Annotated in this window: 12 protein-coding genes; 10 read left to right on the forward strand and 2 right to left on the reverse strand. The window is 48.9% G+C overall.

Annotated elements, in window-relative coordinates:
• Window positions 1–53 precede the first annotated feature (53 nt).
• From kdgD to gucD, 3 genes are read left to right on the forward strand one after another with little or no spacing between them, the layout of a single operon-like run.
• Window positions 54–980: a 5-dehydro-4-deoxyglucarate dehydratase gene (gene kdgD, locus QFZ78_RS34165; RefSeq protein WP_307553938.1), complete on the forward strand. Its 927-nt coding sequence runs from the start codon at window positions 54–56 to the stop codon at window positions 978–980.
• A 16-nt stretch (window positions 981–996) separates the two neighbouring features.
• Complete coding sequence (locus QFZ78_RS34170; RefSeq protein WP_307553940.1) at window positions 997–1989, forward strand: mannonate dehydratase; 993 nt, start codon at window positions 997–999, stop codon at window positions 1987–1989.
• A 2-nt stretch (window positions 1990–1991) separates the two neighbouring features.
• Window positions 1992–3449: an alpha-ketoglutaric semialdehyde dehydrogenase GucD gene (gene gucD, locus QFZ78_RS34175; protein WP_307553942.1), complete on the forward strand. Its 1458-nt coding sequence runs from the start codon at window positions 1992–1994 to the stop codon at window positions 3447–3449.
• 120 nt (window positions 3450–3569) lie between these two features.
• On the opposite strand, the gene QFZ78_RS34180 is transcribed toward gucD, so the two are convergent.
• Window positions 3570–5894, reverse strand: a complete 2325-nt coding sequence (locus QFZ78_RS34180; protein WP_307553943.1) for an AraC family transcriptional regulator — start codon at window positions 5892–5894, stop codon at window positions 3570–3572.
• 229 nt (window positions 5895–6123) lie between these two features.
• Here QFZ78_RS34180 and QFZ78_RS34185 point away from each other — a divergent pair, with 229 nt between their 5' ends.
• From QFZ78_RS34185 to QFZ78_RS34210, 6 genes are all read left to right on the forward strand, one after another.
• Entirely contained in the window at window positions 6124–7626 is a 1503-nt protein-coding gene (locus QFZ78_RS34185) for an extracellular solute-binding protein (protein WP_307553945.1), read from the forward strand.
• A gap of 24 nt (window positions 7627–7650) precedes the next feature.
• Window positions 7651–9228: a glycoside hydrolase family 43 protein gene (locus QFZ78_RS34190; RefSeq protein ID WP_307553947.1), complete on the forward strand. Its 1578-nt coding sequence runs from the start codon at window positions 7651–7653 to the stop codon at window positions 9226–9228.
• 268 nt (window positions 9229–9496) lie between these two features.
• Window positions 9497–10153 (forward strand): hypothetical protein, encoded by a 657-nt coding sequence (locus QFZ78_RS34195; RefSeq protein WP_307553949.1) that lies wholly within the window; start codon window positions 9497–9499, stop codon window positions 10151–10153.
• On the forward strand, window positions 10117–14172 hold the full coding sequence (locus tag QFZ78_RS34200; RefSeq protein WP_307553951.1) for a pectinesterase family protein: 4056 nt from the start codon (window positions 10117–10119) through the stop codon (window positions 14170–14172). Before QFZ78_RS34195 ends, QFZ78_RS34200 begins: the two co-directional genes overlap by 37 nt.
• Window positions 14072–15454, forward strand: coding sequence for a pectinesterase family protein (locus QFZ78_RS34205; protein WP_307556034.1), 1383 nt, complete (start codon window positions 14072–14074; stop codon window positions 15452–15454). The genes QFZ78_RS34200 and QFZ78_RS34205 overlap by 101 nt, the downstream gene beginning before the upstream one ends.
• 180 nt (window positions 15455–15634) lie before the next feature.
• Window positions 15635–17185 (forward strand): glycoside hydrolase family 28 protein, encoded by a 1551-nt coding sequence (locus QFZ78_RS34210; RefSeq protein WP_307553953.1) that lies wholly within the window; start codon window positions 15635–15637, stop codon window positions 17183–17185.
• Here the strand turns inward: QFZ78_RS34210 and QFZ78_RS34215 are convergent.
• The gene (locus tag QFZ78_RS34215; RefSeq protein ID WP_307553955.1) at window positions 17175–18020 is read right to left on the reverse strand and encodes a helix-turn-helix transcriptional regulator; all 846 of its coding nucleotides are present in this window, start codon (window positions 18018–18020) and stop codon (window positions 17175–17177) included. The two genes, QFZ78_RS34210 and QFZ78_RS34215, sit on opposite strands and share 11 nt — an antisense overlap.
• 94 nt (window positions 18021–18114) lie before the next feature.
• On the opposite strand from QFZ78_RS34215, the gene QFZ78_RS34220 reads away from it, so the two are divergent.
• Window positions 18115–19698, forward strand: a complete 1584-nt coding sequence (locus QFZ78_RS34220) for a glycoside hydrolase family 43 protein (RefSeq protein WP_307553958.1) — start codon at window positions 18115–18117, stop codon at window positions 19696–19698.
• Window positions 19699–19965 lie beyond the last annotated feature (267 nt).

Consider the following 19965-nt stretch of genomic DNA (forward strand, 5'->3'; position numbering starts at 1 on the left):
CCGCTCGAATCTCCTATAATGAGATGAAAGCAAACGAAAAGGGGCTGTTACGTATGGGGAGCGATAAACATATTTCGCTTGCAGGTATTATGGGTTTTCCAGTTACGCCGTTTCATGATAGCGAGCAAGTGGATGAGAAAGCATTCGAGGCCAACGTCCGATTTTTGCTCGACAATGGATTAGATTCTATATTTGTTTGCGCTGGTTCAGGTGAATATCAATCTTTGGATTTGCAGGAATATGAACAGTTAGTTTCCACCGGAGTATCTACGGTTGCAGGACAAGTACCCGTGTTTGCAGGTGTCGGAGGAAATGTCAAAGATGCGGTGGAACGTGCTCAATTGGCGGAACGGCTTGGAGCAGACGGCTTATTGCTGCTGCCGCCTTACCTCATTATTCCAGAGCAGGAAGGTCTGTACCAGTACTATCGGACGATTGCTCAGAGCACGGACTTATCTGTTATCATCTATCAACGGGATAACGCGATCTTCACACTAAGCACGATAGAAAAGCTGGCATCCCTTCCAAATGTCATTGGGTTCAAAGATGGATTAGGAAACTTCGAGTTAAATATAGAATTCGTACAGTCGCTGGGCAGCAAGCTGCAATGGATGAATGGGATGCCGCTTGCTGAACTGACGATGCCGGCATACGCAGCGCTTGGATATCATTCGTATTCATCGGCTATCTCCAATTACATGCCACAAGTATCGAGAAAGTTTTACGAGAGCTTACTTGGCGGAGATCAGGCTTTTGTTCAAACCCTTTACCGTGAAGTGCTCTTACCGATCCACCGCATTCGTCAACTCCGAAAAGGGTATGCGGTTTCACTCATTAAAGCGGGTATGGACATCGTCGGTTTGCCCATAGGGTTATCTGTTCGTCCGCCGCTAGTACGGGTAGAAAGAGAGCATTATGTGCTTTTGGAATCGATTATTAAACGGAGCATAGACCTTATCGCTATTTCCAATAAAGGTTAGGGGGAAGTCATCCATAATGAAGGTATCCGTTCAAGTTCCAACTTGTGAATTGTCAGATAGCGATTTAAGACAAATGTGCCAACTTGGGGTTGACTGTATTGATTTTACGCAAGGTGGTTCTTTTCCAGGCGTCCGTGAACAAGGGTATCCGGATCTAGATAAGCTGCTTCAATTAAAACGCAGGATTCGCTCCCATGGGATGGAAATTAATCGGGTGACGCTTCCGAATATGACAAGCAGCTTTATGTTGGATGAGCCTGGCTCAGAGATTCAATTGGACAACGTATGCAGCGCTATTCAAACATTCGGTGAAGCGGGAATTACCCTTGTCCGGCAGCGGTTTGCGGGCGATGTGTTTCCCTATATGGCGGAGGAATACACAGCCGTGCACCGAGGGGGGCTACTTGCACGCGGGGAGTCTATGAAGCGAAGTCCTGACCAGCAGCCTCCCACAGTGGAACAACTAAATGAATGGTGGAAGCGCTTCGATATCGTATTCGGGAAGTTAGTTCCGCTTGCCGAAGCGTATAATGTGAATTTAGCCGTGCATCCTTCAGACACACCCTACCATAATACGCCTTTTGGGGGGCTGGGTTTAAATCGAGTGATCGATGCTTTCCCAAGCAGGAATGTAGGCCTTGTCTACTGCGTGGGTACCCGAGGAGAGGCAGGGGGCACACCGCTTGTTCTGGATGAAATTTATCAGTACGGACGCAAGGATCGGATCTTTCTTGTCCATTTCCGCAACATCCGGGGCAGCCTGGCGACAGCGGGTGCGTTCGAAGAAGCGATGCTCGACGATGGTCATATGAATATGGCGAAAATCCTATTAGCTCTTCATAAAGTTGGATATAACGGTTGTATCAATCCGGACCACATTCCAATGCTGGAAATGGATCGCGCACCTCGGCCTCAATCCGGCATGAGTTGGGTCGGATGGGCTTATGCTGTTGGTTATGTGAAAGCTCTCTTGGCGGCTTTAACTGAATTTAGAGGTGGGAGGGATTAAACGTGACGGAGATTAAAACTTATCTAAATTATGTAAATAGCGCGTGGAAAGCAGCATCCAGCCAAGAGGTGGATGCCAGTATGAACCCGGCCAATCGCCATGAAATCGTCGCATACGTTCAAAAGTCGTCCACCCTTGATCTGGATGAAGCCGTAACCGCAGCTAAGATGTCACTGCAGGGATGGCGCAAATTGTCGGGGGCAGCCCGTGGCGAATTTCTGTTCAAAGTAGCGGATCGATTGGAACGCCGTTTGGATCAGATTGCGGAAATGATGACACGTGAGATGGGGAAAACGCTGCCTGAGGCAAAAGGGGAAACGGCGCGTGGCGTGGCGATTCTTCGCTACTACGCAGGCGAAGGGATGCGGAAGATTGGCGATGTTATCCCGTCTACGGATAATGCCGCTTTAATGTTTACGACGCGTGTGCCGCTTGGCGTTATTGGTGTTATTACCCCATGGAACTTTCCAGTTGCCATTCCGATTTGGAAAATAGCGCCTGCCTTAATCTACGGCAACACCGTGGTGTTTAAGCCTGCTCAGGAAACGGCCGCAACGGCAGCGCTGGTCATCGAATGCTTCCATGAAGCGGGTCTTCCCTCCGGCGTCATTAATATGGTGACGGGCCAAGGGGGAGTGATCGGACAAGCGATGGCCGATCATCCGGACATTGGCGGCGTCACATTCACAGGATCCGACCGAGTAGGGAAAGGGGTGGGGCAGAGTGCTCTGGCGAGAGGAGCCAAGTACCAGCTGGAAATGGGCGGCAAGAATCCAATTATCGTGGCGCATGATGCGGATCTGGACCTTGCGGTCGAGGCGACGATCAGCGGCGGCTTACGATCCACAGGGCAGAAATGCACAGCTACGAGTCGGGTCATCATTCAGAGCGAGATCTATGAAGCGTTTAAGATGAAGCTGCTGAAGAAGATTGAAGCGATTCGAGTGGGCCCTGGTTTGGACGCAGAAACTTGGATGGGGCCGTGCGCAAGCGAAAACCAGTTCCATACCGTTCTGTCTTACATCGCCAAAGGCGTGGAAGAAGGAGGTACCTTGCTTTGCGGAGGCGGTAAAGCTCAAGGACAAGGGTTGGAAGCCGGATTCTTCATTGAACCTACGGTCTTCGAAGACATTTCCAGTTCCATGACGATCGCGCAGGAAGAAATATTCGGTCCTGTGCTAGCTTTGATCAAGGTAGATTCGTTCGAGGAGGCAATCCGAATTGCCAATGACGTGAAGTTTGGACTCAGTGCGTCGGTATTCACACGGGATATTTCGAAAATGCTTACGTTCATGCATGATATCGATGCCGGACTTGTGCGGATCAATGCCGAAAGCGCAGGCGTGGAGCTGCAAGCACCGTTCGGAGGTATGAAGCAGTCCAGCTCAGGTTCGCGTGAGCAAGGGCAGGCTGCCATAGAATTTTACACGGATATTAAGACTGTATTCATTAAATCCTAAAATAGATGAACTAGCCAGCTGCTGCAGCTGGCTAGTTTTATTATGGGGTGAGTGATGCTTACCGCATTTTACATTAACAAGAGAGGAGTTCTTTTGTCAAAAGGGTGCGAAACCGCCGAATTACTTATATTTATTTTGCGCAGAGAACTGGGTACGGTATTGGCCCGGAGTCATTCCTTCTAGCTTTCTGAAGAAGCGGATATAGTTTTGGGCATTCGTGTAAGTTAGTTTCTCAGCAATATCCTTGATGGGTAAATTCGTTTCTACCAGCCATTTCTTGGAGATTTGGAAGCGATAGTCAGCTAGGTATTCACTAAAAGACATATTCGTTTCTTTCTTAAAAACACTGCTTAAATAGAAGACGTTATAATGCATGCGTGAAGCACATTCTTCTAGCGTTAAATCTCGCTCGTATTCCTTATGAATGATATCGATGATTTGTTCGGACAAGTTCTGGTATTGGGATTCCTGCCGATCCCGGAAAACCTGAATCATGGGCAGAATAATTCGATCCTTGAACCAGGTTTCGATTTCTGAGCTAACATAGAGCTGAAGCAGTTCCTCGTATAAGGAGCCTTCTTGCAGATTTAGCTGTTCGAGTCGAATGCCTGCTTCCTGCATGACGATCATACAATTATTCAATAGACGAACTAAGGAAATCTGATATTCGTGAGGTGATCGTTCTTTTTGGAAAACTTCTTTCAGCCATTGGTTAAGCACAACGGAAGATCGATCCTCATTTGCCAACTTGATGGAATCGATAAGCTCGTTCTCCTGCAGCTTCGGGTAGGCATAGATAAGCGTATGTTTTCCTGCGTTGATACTCGCATACGGGATAATGACGCCTTCCCCTAACGTGAGCCTGCGCTTCAAAGCCTCAAGTCCTTCCTGATAAGCTCTTGGAGCTTTGTGGATATGGGTGAAGGGCAGGCTTATCCCGATGCTGACGTCAAGTTCCAAATAATTGCGGATCATTCGCTGGATCTCTTCCGTCCATTGATAGAGCTGGTTACAGAATGCTTCGGTTGTGAGGCCAGAGCAGCCGATCGTCGTAGTTAGTGTTTGTTCGACGATAACCGGGGACAAGCAGTTATCACCCGGGATCAGCTCCTCAATAATATTTTTAATGGCAAACAAAAGTAGATCCAAATCCGCCTGTTCATACCGCGTTTCCTTCAGTAGGTCGATCTGCAGGGTAAGCGTGGCAAGATTGTTCCAGGAGGAAATCTGCTTCGAATATCCGAAGCGTTCAAGACTTTCTTCAAGCTCTCTGTTGCCGACGATTCCCTGATACAGCTTGGCAAGAAAAAAGCTGCGTACCTGCATCCCGGTTTGGTAAAGCTCTCCATGAAGCTTGGAATTAGAAGCAAACAAATCTCTGAGATGCTCGTCAATGAATAGTAACTCGTTCTTATGCGGCTTGTCAGAATTGGGAAGTCGATCTGCGATTCCTTTCAGTATCCCGTGAATAGGGAAGTACATTCTTCTGCTACCAAACCAGACGAAGAAAACGCTCAGCACAATGATTCCCAATAACACGTAGAGAGTAAACCAGCCAATGGCTCGTGCTTCCTTAGTCGTAACAGCAATATCCGTTATCGAAACATAGGTCCAACCGTTAAACTCAGATCGAATAAAAGTAATCGTAGAGTCTTTGTCATTCGAATTGGACTGAAATTGACCGGATTTCCCCGCCAGGAGGGCGAGATCCGTTTCTGGTATGATGCCTGATTCCGTTACGAATTGCCCGACTTTAGCTTCATCCGAATGGATGACGATCCGATTGCTTTGGTCAAGCACCATCACATTATGGGAATCCGAAGGAGCTCCCATGAGGGCCGCTAAACGACACTGCGGGATAGCGGCAAATAATAGCCCTCTTTTTTCCGAAGTATGTAAAGGCATTTTTTTGATCAAAGTAATCATGTATTTGCAGCCGGAGCTTTCCGTATCTGCAGCTCCTAGGGAATTGTTCGGCAGAAGCAGCCAGTTTGAATTGAATGGCAAATTCGAGTAGAGGAGCAATGAATTTTTGAAAGCGTATTCATTTAAGTTGTACAATCCCGTGTTCGTGATCACCCAATTATTAGTTGAATTTACCAAAATGATATCCGTTACCATGGTCTTTGAGGACTGCTGATACGAAAGCTCTTTACGGATAGCATTATAGGCCTGAAAATCATAGGTGGTCATGGGCTTGTACAAAGCGTCCAGCATTAAGGTTGAATTGATGAAGTTATTGAGGGAATGGTCCAATGTTTGCAAAGTTTGCTCCAAATTGCTGCTCGTTTGTTCCATAAGCTGCACATTGCCTTGATTGACATGTTGTTGAATGGAGTGCGATGATTTCATGTAGGAAAAGAAACCAAGCGCCAGAAGTGGAATAATGCAGATGGCGCAACTGAATAAGATGAGCTTGGTGTAAAAGCTTTGTTCGCGCAGCATAACCCGCACTCCTTTCTTGGCCGGTATCTAGTTCAACCTAGTTACTCTATTCTAATGAAAAAGCCCGTTAGGGGCAATAATCACTTCAAAATGAAAATAATCATCAGATAATAAAAAGGCCTGCAACCCCTGTAAAACTGCGGCCTAATCACATGATTATATACGTAACCTGTGTTAATTCATATGATTAAGTTATGAACATCAATCACTCAGATTAAGGAGGCCCAAATTGACAAAGAAAAATACCGCCATATTGCTCTCCGCTTTAACGGCGGTTTCCCTGATAGCCGGATGTGCCAATAAGATCGACTCAAGTGCTGAAGCAACGAAATCAGAAGGTGAAGCTCCCAAAGGTCCGATCAAGATTAGCATCATGGCTGATTTGCAAACGACCGAGGTACCATCCGATAAGCTCGAGAAGGTTCTTGAGCAAAAAACAAATTCCGAACTGCACATTCAATGGGTGCCGGACGGTTCTTATGATGAGAAATTCCAAGCTGCTTTTGCAACGGGCTCCCTGCCCCAGGTTGTTTATTTGAAGAACGCGGCTTCCTTTACACTCGTGCGCGACGCCGTTAAGAATAATCAGTTTTGGGAAGTCGGTCCGTTCTTGTTGGATTATCCAAACCTGAAGAGATTGAATCCGACAATTCTTAATCATACGGCTGTTGGAGGGAAAATTTACTCTCTGTACCAGGAAAGACAGCCAGCTCGTGCGGGTTTCATTTACCGGAAGGATTGGGCCGATAAGCTGGGACTCACTGCACCAAAAACGGTAGACGAGCTATACACGATGCTGAAGAAGTTCAAAGATGCTGATTTGGCTGGCGGCGGCAAAACGATCCCACTGTCTGACCGTAATGATCTCATTTACGGCGCCTTCAAAACTGTTTCCATGTTCTTCGGAACACCGAACGGCTGGGGAGTTCAAGATGGCAAATTGATTCCTGACTTCATGACCAAAGGTTATGTTGACACCATGAAGTTTATGAAGAAGCTCCGCGATGAAGGCCTGATCAATCAGGATTTCCCGGTTACGAGCAAAACGGATCAGCAGAACCTGATGGTTACCGGCCGCTCAGGACTCTATATTGGGACGATGGGCGATGTCAAAGGACTTCAAGAGAAGACGGTGAATAACGTTCCGGAAGCGGAGTATGAGGTAGTGAACGATATCCAGGGCGTTGACGGCAAGAACATTACATGGGGGCTTTCAGGCTACGGAACTGTTGTCCTTTTCCCGAAATCTTCCATTAACTCCGAACAGGAGCTCAAGAGTATCCTAGGCGTCATGGATAAGTTCTATTCACCTGAAATAGCCGATCTTCTCAAGTACGGTCTCAAGGACGAGCATTATGCATGGAAGGATGGCAAAATAGTTCCTTCCACGGACAGCAAGCTAATTGAGAAGGAAGTAAGGCCCTATCTGAATATGGCACTGTACGAGTCAACAAATGTTACGCCTGCGTACTATTCTCTTCCTGTTTTTGAGAAAGCCATCAAGCTCTCGAATGGAGCCGTGAACTTTATGATTACGGATCCTACTATATCCTTGGACTCCAAAACATTCAATGAAAAGGGCTCCAGACTTCAGGATCTGATGAAAGATGCCACTTACCAGTTCATTTTGAACAAAATCGACGAGGCAGGCTTCCAGGCTGCTGTGAAAAAGTGGGAAAACGACGGCGGTCAAAAAATCATTGACGAATTTAATGAGCAGTACAAGAAGTAACAATCAAAAAGCGGAGGATTTTTCATGAAAACATTTCGAAATCCCATCTTACCTGGTTTTTACCCGGACCCATCCATTTGTCGCGATGGGGAAGATTATTACATGGTCACCTCATCATTCGAGTATTATCCGGGTGTTCCGATTTTTCACAGCAAGGACTTGATTCATTGGCGGCAGCTTGGTCATGTCCTGGATCGTCCTTCGCAGTTAAATCTGGACGACACACCATCCTCTAGGGGGATTTATGCTGCGACAATCCGTTATTCTAATGGCATGTTTTACGTAGTTTCGACGTTTGTCGTTAGCGCTACTGGGGAACGGAGGAACTTTTATGTCACGGCCGAGGACCCAGCAGGTTCATGGTCAGATCCTATCTGGTTGCCCGGTGCTGTCGGCATTGATCCTTCCTTATTTTTTGATGATGACGGGAAGGTCTACTATACGGGCAACCGTAAGCCGCCTGAAGGTCAGCAATATGAGAAGCACGTAGAAATCTGGCTGCAAGAATTGGATTTGGAAGAGAAGCAGCTGACAGGACCGACATACAGCTTATGGGATGGAGCCCTTAAACAAATTCATGCGACGGAAGGACCCCATCTTTACAAGATTAACGGTTACTATTACTTGGTCGTTGCCGAGGGTGGAACGGGTCACACACATTCAACGACGATTGCCCGCAGTAAAACCTTAACCGGCCCTTATGAGGTGGCCAAAACAAATCCGATTTTGACACACCGTCACCTCGGTCGGAGCTATCCAATCGTAAATGTGGGTCATTCGGATTTCATTGAAACGCAGAACGGCGAATGGTATCTCGTTTGTCTGGCATCCCGCCCTTACGGTGGTAATTACCGTAACTTGGGTAGGGAAACATTCCTCGTACCGTTCGTCTGGGAAGACGGCTGGCCGGTGGTGAATCCAGGTAAAGGAATCGTTGAGTTCGAGCTGCCGTCGCCGAATTTGCCGTTGCGACGATGGCCGTCACTTGCAGCCTGCGATCATTTTGATGCAGAGATCCTTGAGGATCGGTGGAATTTTATCCGTACGCCACGGGGGGATTTCTGGAGTTTGTCGGAGCGGCCAGGTTACCTGCGTCTACGACTGAAGCCTGAGACGATCACGCAAGTGGCGAATCCAAGCTTCATAGGCAGGAGGCAGCAGCATATGAATTTTGCTGCACGAACTGCATTAGAATTTACTCCACTTAACGAAGGGGATGTGGCTGGTCTGGTGCTTCTGCAAAATGAGGATTACCAGTATCGCATGGAGTCGGCGCTAATCGATGGAGAAGGTGTCCTCCGCCTGATCAAGCGGGAAGCGGGTAAAGATGAAACGCTGGCCCTCCGTCCGCACCAGGCAACCGGGAGATTGTATCTCATGGTCGAAGCGATTGAGCAGGCTTATAGTTTTTACTTTGCCACGAATACTGAACAGTGGGAGCTCTTGTACGATTGCGCCGATGGCAGAATTCTTAGCAGTGATGTGGCGGGAGGTTTTACCGGGGCTTATCTTGGAATGTATGCAAGTTCCAACGGGCAGCTCAGTACGAACCAGGCGGATTTCGACTATTTCGAGTACATTGAAATTTTCCCGAACAACTGATGAGAGATAACAAAAAGATTGCTTACTACTTGGCCTTACTGGTCAGGTGGTTGGCAATCTTTTTCCTTTTTAGAGGCAATAATCATTGCAGAGCGAAAGTAATCATCGGATTTGAAATGGACTTTTATCCCCAGTTAGAGCGCGGACAAATCCCAGGATTATATACGTAACCAGGGGCTCCTGTTTATGATTAAGCCATCAGGTGGACGTTCGTTTCTTACATGCAGTCGAAGGTCCACCATGAATTCACTCGTAAGGGGGTATTTAGATGAAGAAGTGGTTGCCGAAACTCTTAATTGCTTCAATGCTTGCTGCAGTTATTCCTGTAAACGCTGTCAATGTTTCTGCTGCAGGAGCATTACCAGCTTTTCCGGGAGCTGAAGGAGGCGGTAAATATGTGAGCGGTGGCCGAGGGCAAGTGGTGTATGAGGTTACTACGCTTGAAGACTACAAGAGTAACGAAACACCAATTCCAGGCTCGCTGCGCGACGCGGTTAGTCAGAGTGATCGGACCATCGTGTTCCGTGTAGGAGGCACTGTCCGCCTCAAGGAAAGTCTAAAGATTAAAGGTTCGAATTTGACCATCGCAGGTCAAACCGCTCCCGGTGACGGGATTACGGTAACTGACTATACGACGAATATTGAAGCGGACAATGTGATCGTAAGGTATATGAGGTTTCGTTTAGGTGACCGTTATCCAAGCGAGGATGATGCGTTCGGGGTCCGTTACCATAAAGACATTATGATTGATCACAGCTCATTCAGTTGGTCAGTCGATGAAGTCGTCAGCTTGTACGATAATGCCAATACGACCGTGCAGTGGTCAATCTCCGCAGAGAGCATGCTTATGACTTCACATCATAAAGGGCGCCACGGGTACGGGGGTATTTGGGGAGGCAATCAAGCAACGTTCACCATAACTTGATTGCCCATAGTGTAAGCCGGAATCCGAGATTTCCAACGGTCATCACCCAGTACCCGGATATTACGGAGGCATCCAACAATATCATCTACAATTGGGGCTTTATGTCCACTTACGGCGGCGGTGATGGGCAGTATAATTTGAACAACAACTATTATAAGTTTGGTCCTAACACTTATTCTAACGTTCGTAACTTGCTGTTCGGCGAGTTAGGCTCTCCAAGCAAAATGTACATTAATGGCAATATGATGGATGGAGATTCTTCCGTAACGGCCGATAACTGGAAGGGCGTTCTATCGGTTGCGAACCCGGCATCAAAGCTTTCTGATCCGGTAGCCGTGAACGGCGGATACATGTCCGAATCGGCGCAAGCGGCTTATGAGCATGTGCTCGCGAATGTGGGAGCCAGCTTGCCCAAGCGTGATGCCTACGATGCGAGGGTTATTCATGATGTGATACACCGTACAGGGCAGCATATTAATTCTCCGCTTGAGGTAGGCGGATATCCCGATTACCCGGAGGTCATCTCTGCCGTCGTCGATCAAGACCACGACGGCATGGACGATGCGTGGGAAGCTGCAAAAGGGGTATCTCCTGCCAATGCCGATGATCGGAACGCAACGAACCTATCTCCAGAAGGGTACACGAATCTGGAGGTATATCTCAACGATTTGATTGTTCAAGGAACCGCCAGCAACAAAAATACGGATAATCCGGCCGTTTCCATCACCTCGCCGGTGAACAACAGCCTGAAGGAAGCCGGAAGCCAAATTACGGTGGAGGCAAGCGCATCCGATAGCGATGGTATTGCCAAGGCGGAACTGATTATTGACGGAGCAAAAGTAGCAGAGGATACGACGGCTCCGTACAGCTTTGATTGGAGTAACGTAACGGACGGCACTCATTTCCTTGTCGTTCGCGCTACCGATACCATGGGGCTGTCCACCCACTCTGACAATGTCGCCGTTCATGTGAACACGAGCGGCCCGATTACTCCGTGGCAATCGCAAGATATTGGCAATGTCGGCATTCCTGGCCATACGCAGCTGGGAGGCGATGCACAGACCGTCACAGTGAAATCGGCCGGCGATATTGGAGGAACCGCGGATTCGTTCCACTTCGCCTATCAGCCGTTGACAGGGAACGGCGAGATTATTGCGCGAATCGAGCACGTTACGCCTACCGACGATAATGCGGAGGCAGGTGTCATGGTCCGCGAATCGCTGAATGCTTCCTCCAAGATGGCAATGCTCTCAATCCCTTATGTCAAAATGGGGGAAAAAGGCGTCATGATCAGCCGTTCGTCGACGGGCGAAGAGTCGGCGAGAATCGAGCCGGACGATTTCATTGCAACCCCATATTGGGTGAAGCTTGTACGAATCGGCAGCCAGTTGACGGGCCTGATTTCTTCAAACAAGACAAACTGGAAGCAGATCGGATCCCTTGATATACCAATGGCGGAAACCGTCTATTTCGGTTTAGCGGCAGACGCCTCGAAGGCACCGGACGATATTCATAAGTACAACACGTCTGAATTCAGCGGTGTGGAGCTTCATACGCTTGCCGCAGACTTTCCAATGCCACCGCAGGCGCTGACGGCAACAGCAGGAGAAAAGAAGGCGGTGCTGGCCTGGTCCCCGGTAAGTGAAGCAACCGGTTATCATATCAAACGAAGCGATACTCCTGGCGGTCCTTATACGACGATTATGTCAAACATTGCTTCACTGTCTTTTACCGATTCGAATTTAACAACTGGTAAAACGTATTATTATGTCATCAGTGCTGTAAATGCGCATGGTGAAAGCTTCGATTCAAAGGAGGTCAACGTCACTCCTACTGGTGCACCGGAGGTCGTTTGGCTCGTTGCGGATGATTTCGAAGGAGATGCTATCGGAGAGATGCCGACCGGTTACACCTTAATCAATCCTGTTCCGATGACAGCCACGAATAAAGTGATCACACAGACGGTTCCTGGGACAAGTGCGGGAAACAGCTCATCCAAAGCGATGCAGCTTTATGATACAGGCTCGGTTAACACCAGGACAGCGAAGAGCTTTACTCCGCAAAAGGGCACAGTCATCATCGAAGCGGATTACATGCAGCAATCGATGATCGGCTCGGCCGGCCTGTTTCAGTTGCAAACGCCGGATGGCGGCAAAACACCTTTGTCATTGGAAATCCGCAAACCGGCAAATGAAAGCAATAACGTGTTTGTCATCAATAATGGCGGTTCGTATATCAAGGTGACAAACGAGCAGCCGTCATTAAATCGTTGGATGAATATCAAAATCGAAGCGAACGTCTTGACGGGTAAAGCAAAAATTTATGTGGATAATGTTCCGGCCGCGACTCCGGAGATCGACTTCCTCAGCACGGCGCTGGCGGATACGAAGGCAAAGGGAATAGGCCGCATTCATTTCTCCACGCCGGGCTCCGGAACAGGGAGCCCATATTGGGATAACGTGAAGGTGTATGTAGAACCGGTAGCCTCACCAAAGGGATTGGCTGCGGTGCCGGGTAACGCACAGATTCAATTGAATTGGGATGCGGCGCAAGGAGCTGAGTCCTACACCGTAAAACGGAGCACGGCCAGCGGAGGTCCTTATCAAACGGTAGCCTCCGGTATTACGGCTACATCCTATATCGATGCAGGGCTTCAGAACGAAACGGCCTATTATTATGTAGTGACAGGAGCCGGCGCTTTCGGTGAAAGCGCTCCGTCCAACGAGGTGAAGGTAACGCCGTCACAGTCAGCGGAAAAACCGGAAGCTCCTGCCGGGCTTATGCCGGGCGTAAGAAACAGTCAAATAGATTTGAGCTGGCACAGTGTAAATCATGCGGTTTCTTATATGGTCAAGCGAAGCCTAACGAGTGATGGTCCGTATACGAAAGTTGCTGAAACCACCGCTACCTCATATCGCGATGGCGGTCTGAGCAACGGGACGACGTACTATTACGTGGTTTCCGCTAAGAGTGTTGGAGGAGAAGGCCAGAATTCCGCACCGGTTCAAGTCCAACCTGCTGCGCCAGTCGCCGCTCCTGCGATCAATGTTTTATGGGGGAACGGTCAGGCTGAGCTTCGTTGGAACGCAGTGGATGGCTCTTCGACCTATACAATTCAACGCGCATCGGCTTTTGAGGGACCGTACATAACCCTTCAGCCGATGGTTACCTCCACAAACTATACGGATACGGGGCTTGAAAACGGTAATGTTTATTATTATAAAGTAACGGCCTCGGGCGTAAATGAAACGAGCTTGGAATCCGCCGTCGTTTCCGGACGACCCGTGGAAGATATTGGAATTCCGGCGGCTCCGGCAGCAGTAAAGGCAGTAAACAGCGCAAACCAGGAGATTAGCCTGACGTGGAACCCCGCCCAGGGTGCGGCTGCTTACCGCGTTAAAAGAAGCGAAGTCGAGGGCGGCCCGTATCAGGTTGTGGCCGAAACGGTTGCCGGTACTCGGTATGCCGATAACGGGCTAACCCAAGGGAAGACTTATTTCTACATCGTTACGGCCGTCAATGCCAATGGAGAAAGCTATAGCTCGGCACAGGTGAAGGCTGATGCGGTTCCGGTAATTACGGTAGCGAAGGATCAGAGCGGGCAGTTCAGCACTGTTCAAGCGGCTGTTGACTCCATTCCGAACAATAATCCGTCCCGTACCGTTATTCGTGTGAAAGCCGGAGAATATCGGGAGAAGGTTCTCATCGGCACCGGAAAAACCAACCTTAGCCTTGTCGGCGACGGTCCGGAGCTTACGAAAATCATTTATAACGACTCGGCCAGCAAGCCTGCACCTGGTGGGGGCACGATAGGCACCTCAGGCAGCTATACCTTAAGCGCACAAGCGAACAATTTTGTGGCCCAGGATCTGACGATTGAGAACGATGCGGGGCTTGACGGCGGGCCAGGCGGTAGCTTTGCAAGCCAGAGGAGACCGCCAGCAGTTCCGGAATGTCCGGCTTGTCGGCTTCCAGGATACGTTATTGGCAGATGGCATAGGAAGACAATACTTCGTTGACAGCTATATCGACGGCTCAGTAGATTTCATCTTCGGTTCCGCAACAGCCGTGTTCGATCGTGCGGTTATTCACAGCAAAGCACCAGGCTATGTGACCGCAGCCTCTACGCCTCAGGGAGCAAAGGGCTATATCTTTGTGAACAGCAGGCTGACGGCGGATGCAGGGCTAAGTGGGAAAGTAGACCTTGGAAGACCGTGGAGACCTTACGCGAATGTGGTATATATCAATAACTTTATGGATGATCATATCCGGCCTGCAGGCTGGAATAACTGGGGCAATGCTGCAAACGAAGCTACTGCCGATTACGGCGAATATTTGAGTTACGGACCGGGAGCCAACCCGACGGGGCGGCTTTCCTGGACAAAGCAATTAACGAAGGAGGAGGCTGCCCAGTACACAGTGACAAAGGTTCTTGCCGGTAATGACGGTTGGAATCCTGTGTCAGAAGATATTAGGCTATTGAACAGCAATGCGGCTTTAACCGGCATGATGATAGACGGCACGCAACTGGCAGACTTTACGAAGCAGAAGTACGATTATGTCGTTACACTGCCTTATGGAACGACAAACGTTCCACAGGTTAGTGCAAATGTGAACGAAGCTACTTCAACTGTTCAAACGGTACAGGCGGATAAGCTGCCAGGCAAGGCCGAACTGAAGGTGACGGCGGAGGATGGAACGCAGCGTATTTACAGGATAAGCTTTGAGGTAGATCCTGACCGTGTACCTCCGTCGGCTATCGTTACCTACAGTACATCACAGTCGACAAATCAACCTGTTACGGTGACGATGGAGCCAAGTGAACCTGTATTTGTAACAAATAACAACGGATCGTACAGCTATACCTTTATGACCAACGGCAGCTTTACCTTTGAGTTTACAGATGAAGCGGGAAATAAAGGAACGGCAACGGCTGTCGTGAGCAATATCGACACAGCAGCGCCGACTTTGGAAGTGATTCCGGATCATCTATCTTTATCGCCTGCGAATCATAAGCTGGTATCCGTCCATATGAATGTTTACGGACAGGATGAGGGTTCCGGCGTAAGTACGATCGTACTGAACTCGATTACAAGCAATGAGCCGGACAACGGCTTAGGCGATGGAGATACGGCGGAAGATATTCAAGGTGCCATCTATGGAACCTCGGATACGGATTTCCTGCTGCGGGCTGAGCGCTCAGGCAAAGGAATGGGCCGCATCTATCGGATTACGTATACGGTGACAGATCTGGCAGGAAACCAAATGACGGCTGTTGCCGAGGTTAAAGTGCCACATTAAGCGGTTAATAAATAATGGAATGGAAAAACGGGCAGGGTTCGTCCTGTCCGTTTTTCTGCCTTATTTGGACAATTATATATAATTTCTTGATATTATGTCATGGATATAGCAAGAAAATGAGTGATAATTTGCTATATAATTTGAAGTGTGATTATGCTTGGAAAGGAAGGGGTTTGTTAGATGAATCAAACGGAAATTGTGAACCAACCATACAGCGCAATGCCAGAGGTGATGCTTCCTCGTATTCCGGGCCGTACGTTTACTCTGACCGATTTTGGTGCTGTCGGGGATGGGCAAACGGACAACTCGGAGGCGTTCCGATCGGCTATTCAGGAGGTAACTGAAGCCGGGGGCGGGAGGCTAATCATTCCTGTCGGTTTGTGGTTGACTGGTCCACTCAAGCTGACGAGCAGACTGGAGCTGCATGCGGAGGCAGGAGCTACAGTATTGTTCAGCAAGCGTTTCGAGGACTATCCGCTGCTGCACTCGCAATTTGAAGGAAAGCCGGTCGTACGCTGCCAATCTCCGCTGGATGCAGAGGGGCTGGAAGATATCGCTATTACGGGAGGCGGCATTTTCGATGGCGGCGGGGAAGCTTGGCGGCCAGTAAAGAAATGGAAGATGACGGAGAAGGATTGGAACCGCCTCAAGAGTAACGGTGGTGTCATCGATGAATCAGCGGGCATCTGGTGGCCTTCTGCAGCAGCCATGCAGGGAGCAGAACTAGTAGAGAAGCTGATTCAATCAGGCGAGCAGGATCCACAAGCTTACGTCCCAGCACGTGAATATTTGCGTCCAAATCTGCTTAGCTTCCGTCGGTGCAGCCGTATTTTGCTGGAAGGAGCCACGTTCCAAAACTCTGCCGCATGGAACCTGCATCCTTGGGCATCTGAGCATATGACGATACGCCGGGTCAATGTGCGAAATCCTTGGTTCGCTCAGAATGGTGACGGCTTGGATGTAGATTCGTGCCGCTATGTGTTAGTGGAGGACAGCACGTTCGATGTCGGTGACGATGCCATATGTATCAAATCAGGCAAGGATGAAGCGGGACGCGCGCTTGGCATGCCGGCCCAGTATGTGACGATACGTCGATGTACGGTTTACCATGGGCATGGAGGCTTCGTTATCGGAAGCGAGATGTCGGGCGGCGTCAGCGATATCCATGTCACGGATTGCACGTTTATCGGAACCGACATTGGCCTGCGTTTCAAAAGTGCAAGAGGACGCGGTGGCATCGTTGAGCGTATAAGGATCGAGCGCATTCGCATGACGGATATCGTAGGGGAGGCCATCTCCTTCCATTTGTTCTACGAGGGTGTAGAAGGGTCTGGTTCGGCACAAGAGGAGATGCATCCCATATCGGAACAAACACCGGTTTTCCGGCAAATTGTCATAACTGATATTGATTGCGCCGGCGCGGATAAGGCTTTCCTTGTCAATGGTCTGGCTGAAATGCCGCTGGAGGATGTTACCCTGCGCAATTATCGCGTTTCCTCGGTGCAAGGCGTCATTTGCCATAATGTCAAGCGGTTGCTGCTTGAGGGGATCGATCTAAAGCTTCGACAAGGGCCGCCGATAAAACTTCATCAAGCGCAAGGTGTTTGCATTAAAGACTTAACCGTAGCAGGAGCGCAAGAATTCGATTCCCTACTGGTCGTAACGGGGGAGAGGACAGAAGGAATTGAATGGGAAGGGAAGGATGAGGTTTCTTCCCAGCTTACCTTCTGATGTGCTGCTTCCGATATTGCAGCGGTGAGCAGCCGCTTACCTTTTTGAACGTTTTATTAAAATGGGAAATGTGCTCGAAGCCGACGTGCTCGGCGATTTGCTGAATTTTGTCTCTGGTTGTTCTCAGCAGCTTTTGAGCCTCACGTACGCGAATGATTCGGATATATTCACTTACATGAAAGCCTGTTAGCTTCAAGAAGACACGACTTAAATACGACGGGCTGATATAGAAGTTCGCGGATAGCTGCTCAAGCGTAATCAGCTCGCTGTAATGGTCATGAATATAAGCTGTAATTTCGGATACCTTCTGGTGCATCGGATGCTGAGGTTCGGTCGAATTATCCTCTAGTGAGCCGATCCGATGCAGGCGGATGAGCAAGCCGATCAGAAGCTGCCTGATATAGGATTCGTAAAAGGCTTGATGCTCCTTGCACTCGGAAAGCATGTATAGAATCGAATTCTCAAGCTCCGCTTGCTCTTTTAGCGGAACGCGCAGAAGAGTGGATTGGAGAAAAGGGCGAAGCTCCAACACTTGACGGTCGGGCATGGGAATGAATCCGGAATCGAAATGAACGAGCACTCTCTCCACATGCTCGACCTGGGAGCTTGCCGTCGAGTGCAAATCGCCCGGAATGACGATAACCATATCGCCCTTTTGAGCAGTGAATACCTTGCCGTTTATAAAGTAGATACGTTCGCCTTGCAGCAAATAATACAATTCAAAACTTGTATGCACATGTGGGCGAGGCATGATGGAATAGCCCGTTTGCTGAAGCTGCTGAATGGCGAAAAGCTGGTCATGGGTCGTAAACTTTTGTCCGATTCGATCACTCATAGGGAAAGATCCTTTCATTAACTAATGAAACATCGCAGTTTCGATCTATTATTTGTACATAGTAGCACAGGTGAAATCGAAAGGGGAAACAAAAATGGAAACGAAAATGGAAAGAAATCAAGATAGTATCCCCATTTGGGCAGCTGATCTGGGAAATGGTAACTTCAGGAATCCGGTCATTTACGCCGATTATTCGGACCCGGACGTAGTTCGCGTCGGTGAAGATTTTTATATGACAGCATCGAGCTTCAACAGCTCACCCGGATTGCCGATTCTTCATTCCAAAGATCTTGTCAACTGGCAGATCATCGCACATGCCGTGGACCGGCTGCCCGGCGGTTATGACAATGTAGTGCGGCATGGGGATGGCGTATGGGCTCCTAGCATACGGTTTCATGACGGTAAGTTTTGGATCTACTTCAGCGCACCGGATGAGGGTATCTATATGACGACTGCAGAGGATCCGAAAGGACCGTGGTCCCCACTTCATTTGGTGAAGGAGGTCAAAGGCTGGATCGATCCGTGTCCATTCTGGGACGAGGATGGTGAGGCTTACTTAATACATGCATTTGCGAAAAGCCGAACTGGAATCAAACATAAGCTTAAGCTGTGCCGTATGAGTGCGGACGGCAAAGGGCTTCTGGACGATGGTGAGGTCATTTTTGATGGGGAAGCCGATCATCCGACGATGGAAGGACCAAAATTGTATAAACGCAACGGGTATTACTATATTTTTGCGCCTGCTGGGGGTGTTCCTACCGGGTGGCAGACAATTCTACGTTCCAGAAGCATTACGGGACCTTATGAGGATAAAATTGTGCTTCATCAAGGTGACACTGAAATTAATGGACCTCATCAAGGCGGTTACGTCGAATTGAGTTCCGGGGAGTCGTGGTTCGTACACTTTCAGGATCGGGAAGCATACGGGCGTATCGTCCACCTACAGCCGATCCGTTGGGAGTACGACTGGCCTGAGATGGGCATCGATTCGAACGATGATGGGATCGGAGAGCCTGTGTTGGTGCATAAGAAGCCGGATGTTGGGCGGGATTGGCCGATTACCGTTCCTGCTACGAGCGATGAATTCGAATCGCCGTCTCTGGGTCTGCAATGGCAGTGGCAGGCGAATTGGAAGACATCTTGGTATTCCTTAAAAGATAGCCCAGGTAAGCTCCGTTTATATGCCGAGCCTCTGCCGATTGGCGTATCGGCGCTATATCAAACGCCGAACGTGCTTTGTCAGAAGCTTCCGGCCCCCGCATTCACTGCGACGGCGAAGCTGACGTTCCAGCCTGGAACAACATGGGATAGAGCCGGTTTTACTGTATTTGGGCATGAATATCGTTATATCGCGATGAGTCAAACTGATGAGCAGGTACACCTTACTTATGTTCAGGGAAGGGGGAGCAAGGATGGCTCGGAAGAAGAAATCATGGAGAAAATTGAACTCCCGGCTGGTGTGAGCACTGTTTATTTCAAAGTATCCATTGTGCTGGAGGCGGAGTGTTCGTTCGCATATAGTTTGGATGGCGAGCACTTCGTACCGATCGGTGACTGCTTCATTGCGGTGCCGGGCGGTTGGGTCGGTGCGAAGCTCGGATTATTTTGTTTACAGCAGCAAGGGCAACCCGGGGGAGGTTATGTGGACGTCGACTGGTTCCGGGTGAAAGAGCAATAAATACGAATACGGCCTTATAAAGCTCGTTTGATGAGTTTTATACGGCCGTTTTTTTAAAAGTTTAATAAAGTATAAGTTTTCTGAGTCACGAGAGATCTCCTTTTGGCTAGGTTCAAGCTGTAAAGATATTTTTCATCGTTACAGATACGAGGGGGATGTGGAATCGTGTCTGTAACCATATATTTCATCTTTACAGACGGGATGATGGCGGATGGGTATCTATCCGAGATGTATCCGGAATATGAAAGAGGTATAGCGCGCTTGAGT

The organism is Paenibacillus sp. V4I5, assembly GCF_030817255.1.
In the GTDB taxonomy this organism is placed as follows: Bacteria; Bacillota; Bacilli; order Paenibacillales; family NBRC-103111; genus Paenibacillus_E.

Excerpts from the sequence above, each read along its gene's own strand:
- kdgD (WP_307553938.1), top strand. The coding sequence starts at position 54 with ATGGGGAGCGATAAACATATTTCGCTTGCAGGTATTATGGGTTTTCCA.
- QFZ78_RS34170 (WP_307553940.1), top strand. The coding sequence starts at position 997 with ATGAAGGTATCCGTTCAAGTTCCAACTTGTGAATTGTCAGATAGCGAT.
- QFZ78_RS34180 (WP_307553943.1), bottom strand. The coding sequence starts at position 5,894 with ATGCTGCGCGAACAAAGCTTTTACACCAAGCTCATCTTATTCAGTTGC.
- QFZ78_RS34190 (WP_307553947.1), top strand. The coding sequence starts at position 7,651 with ATGAAAACATTTCGAAATCCCATCTTACCTGGTTTTTACCCGGACCCA.
- QFZ78_RS34195 (WP_307553949.1), top strand. The coding sequence starts at position 9,497 with ATGAAGAAGTGGTTGCCGAAACTCTTAATTGCTTCAATGCTTGCTGCA.
- QFZ78_RS34210 (WP_307553953.1), top strand. The coding sequence starts at position 15,635 with ATGAATCAAACGGAAATTGTGAACCAACCATACAGCGCAATGCCAGAG.
- QFZ78_RS34215 (WP_307553955.1), bottom strand. The coding sequence starts at position 18,020 with ATGAGTGATCGAATCGGACAAAAGTTTACGACCCATGACCAGCTTTTC.
- QFZ78_RS34220 (WP_307553958.1), top strand. The coding sequence starts at position 18,115 with ATGGAAACGAAAATGGAAAGAAATCAAGATAGTATCCCCATTTGGGCA.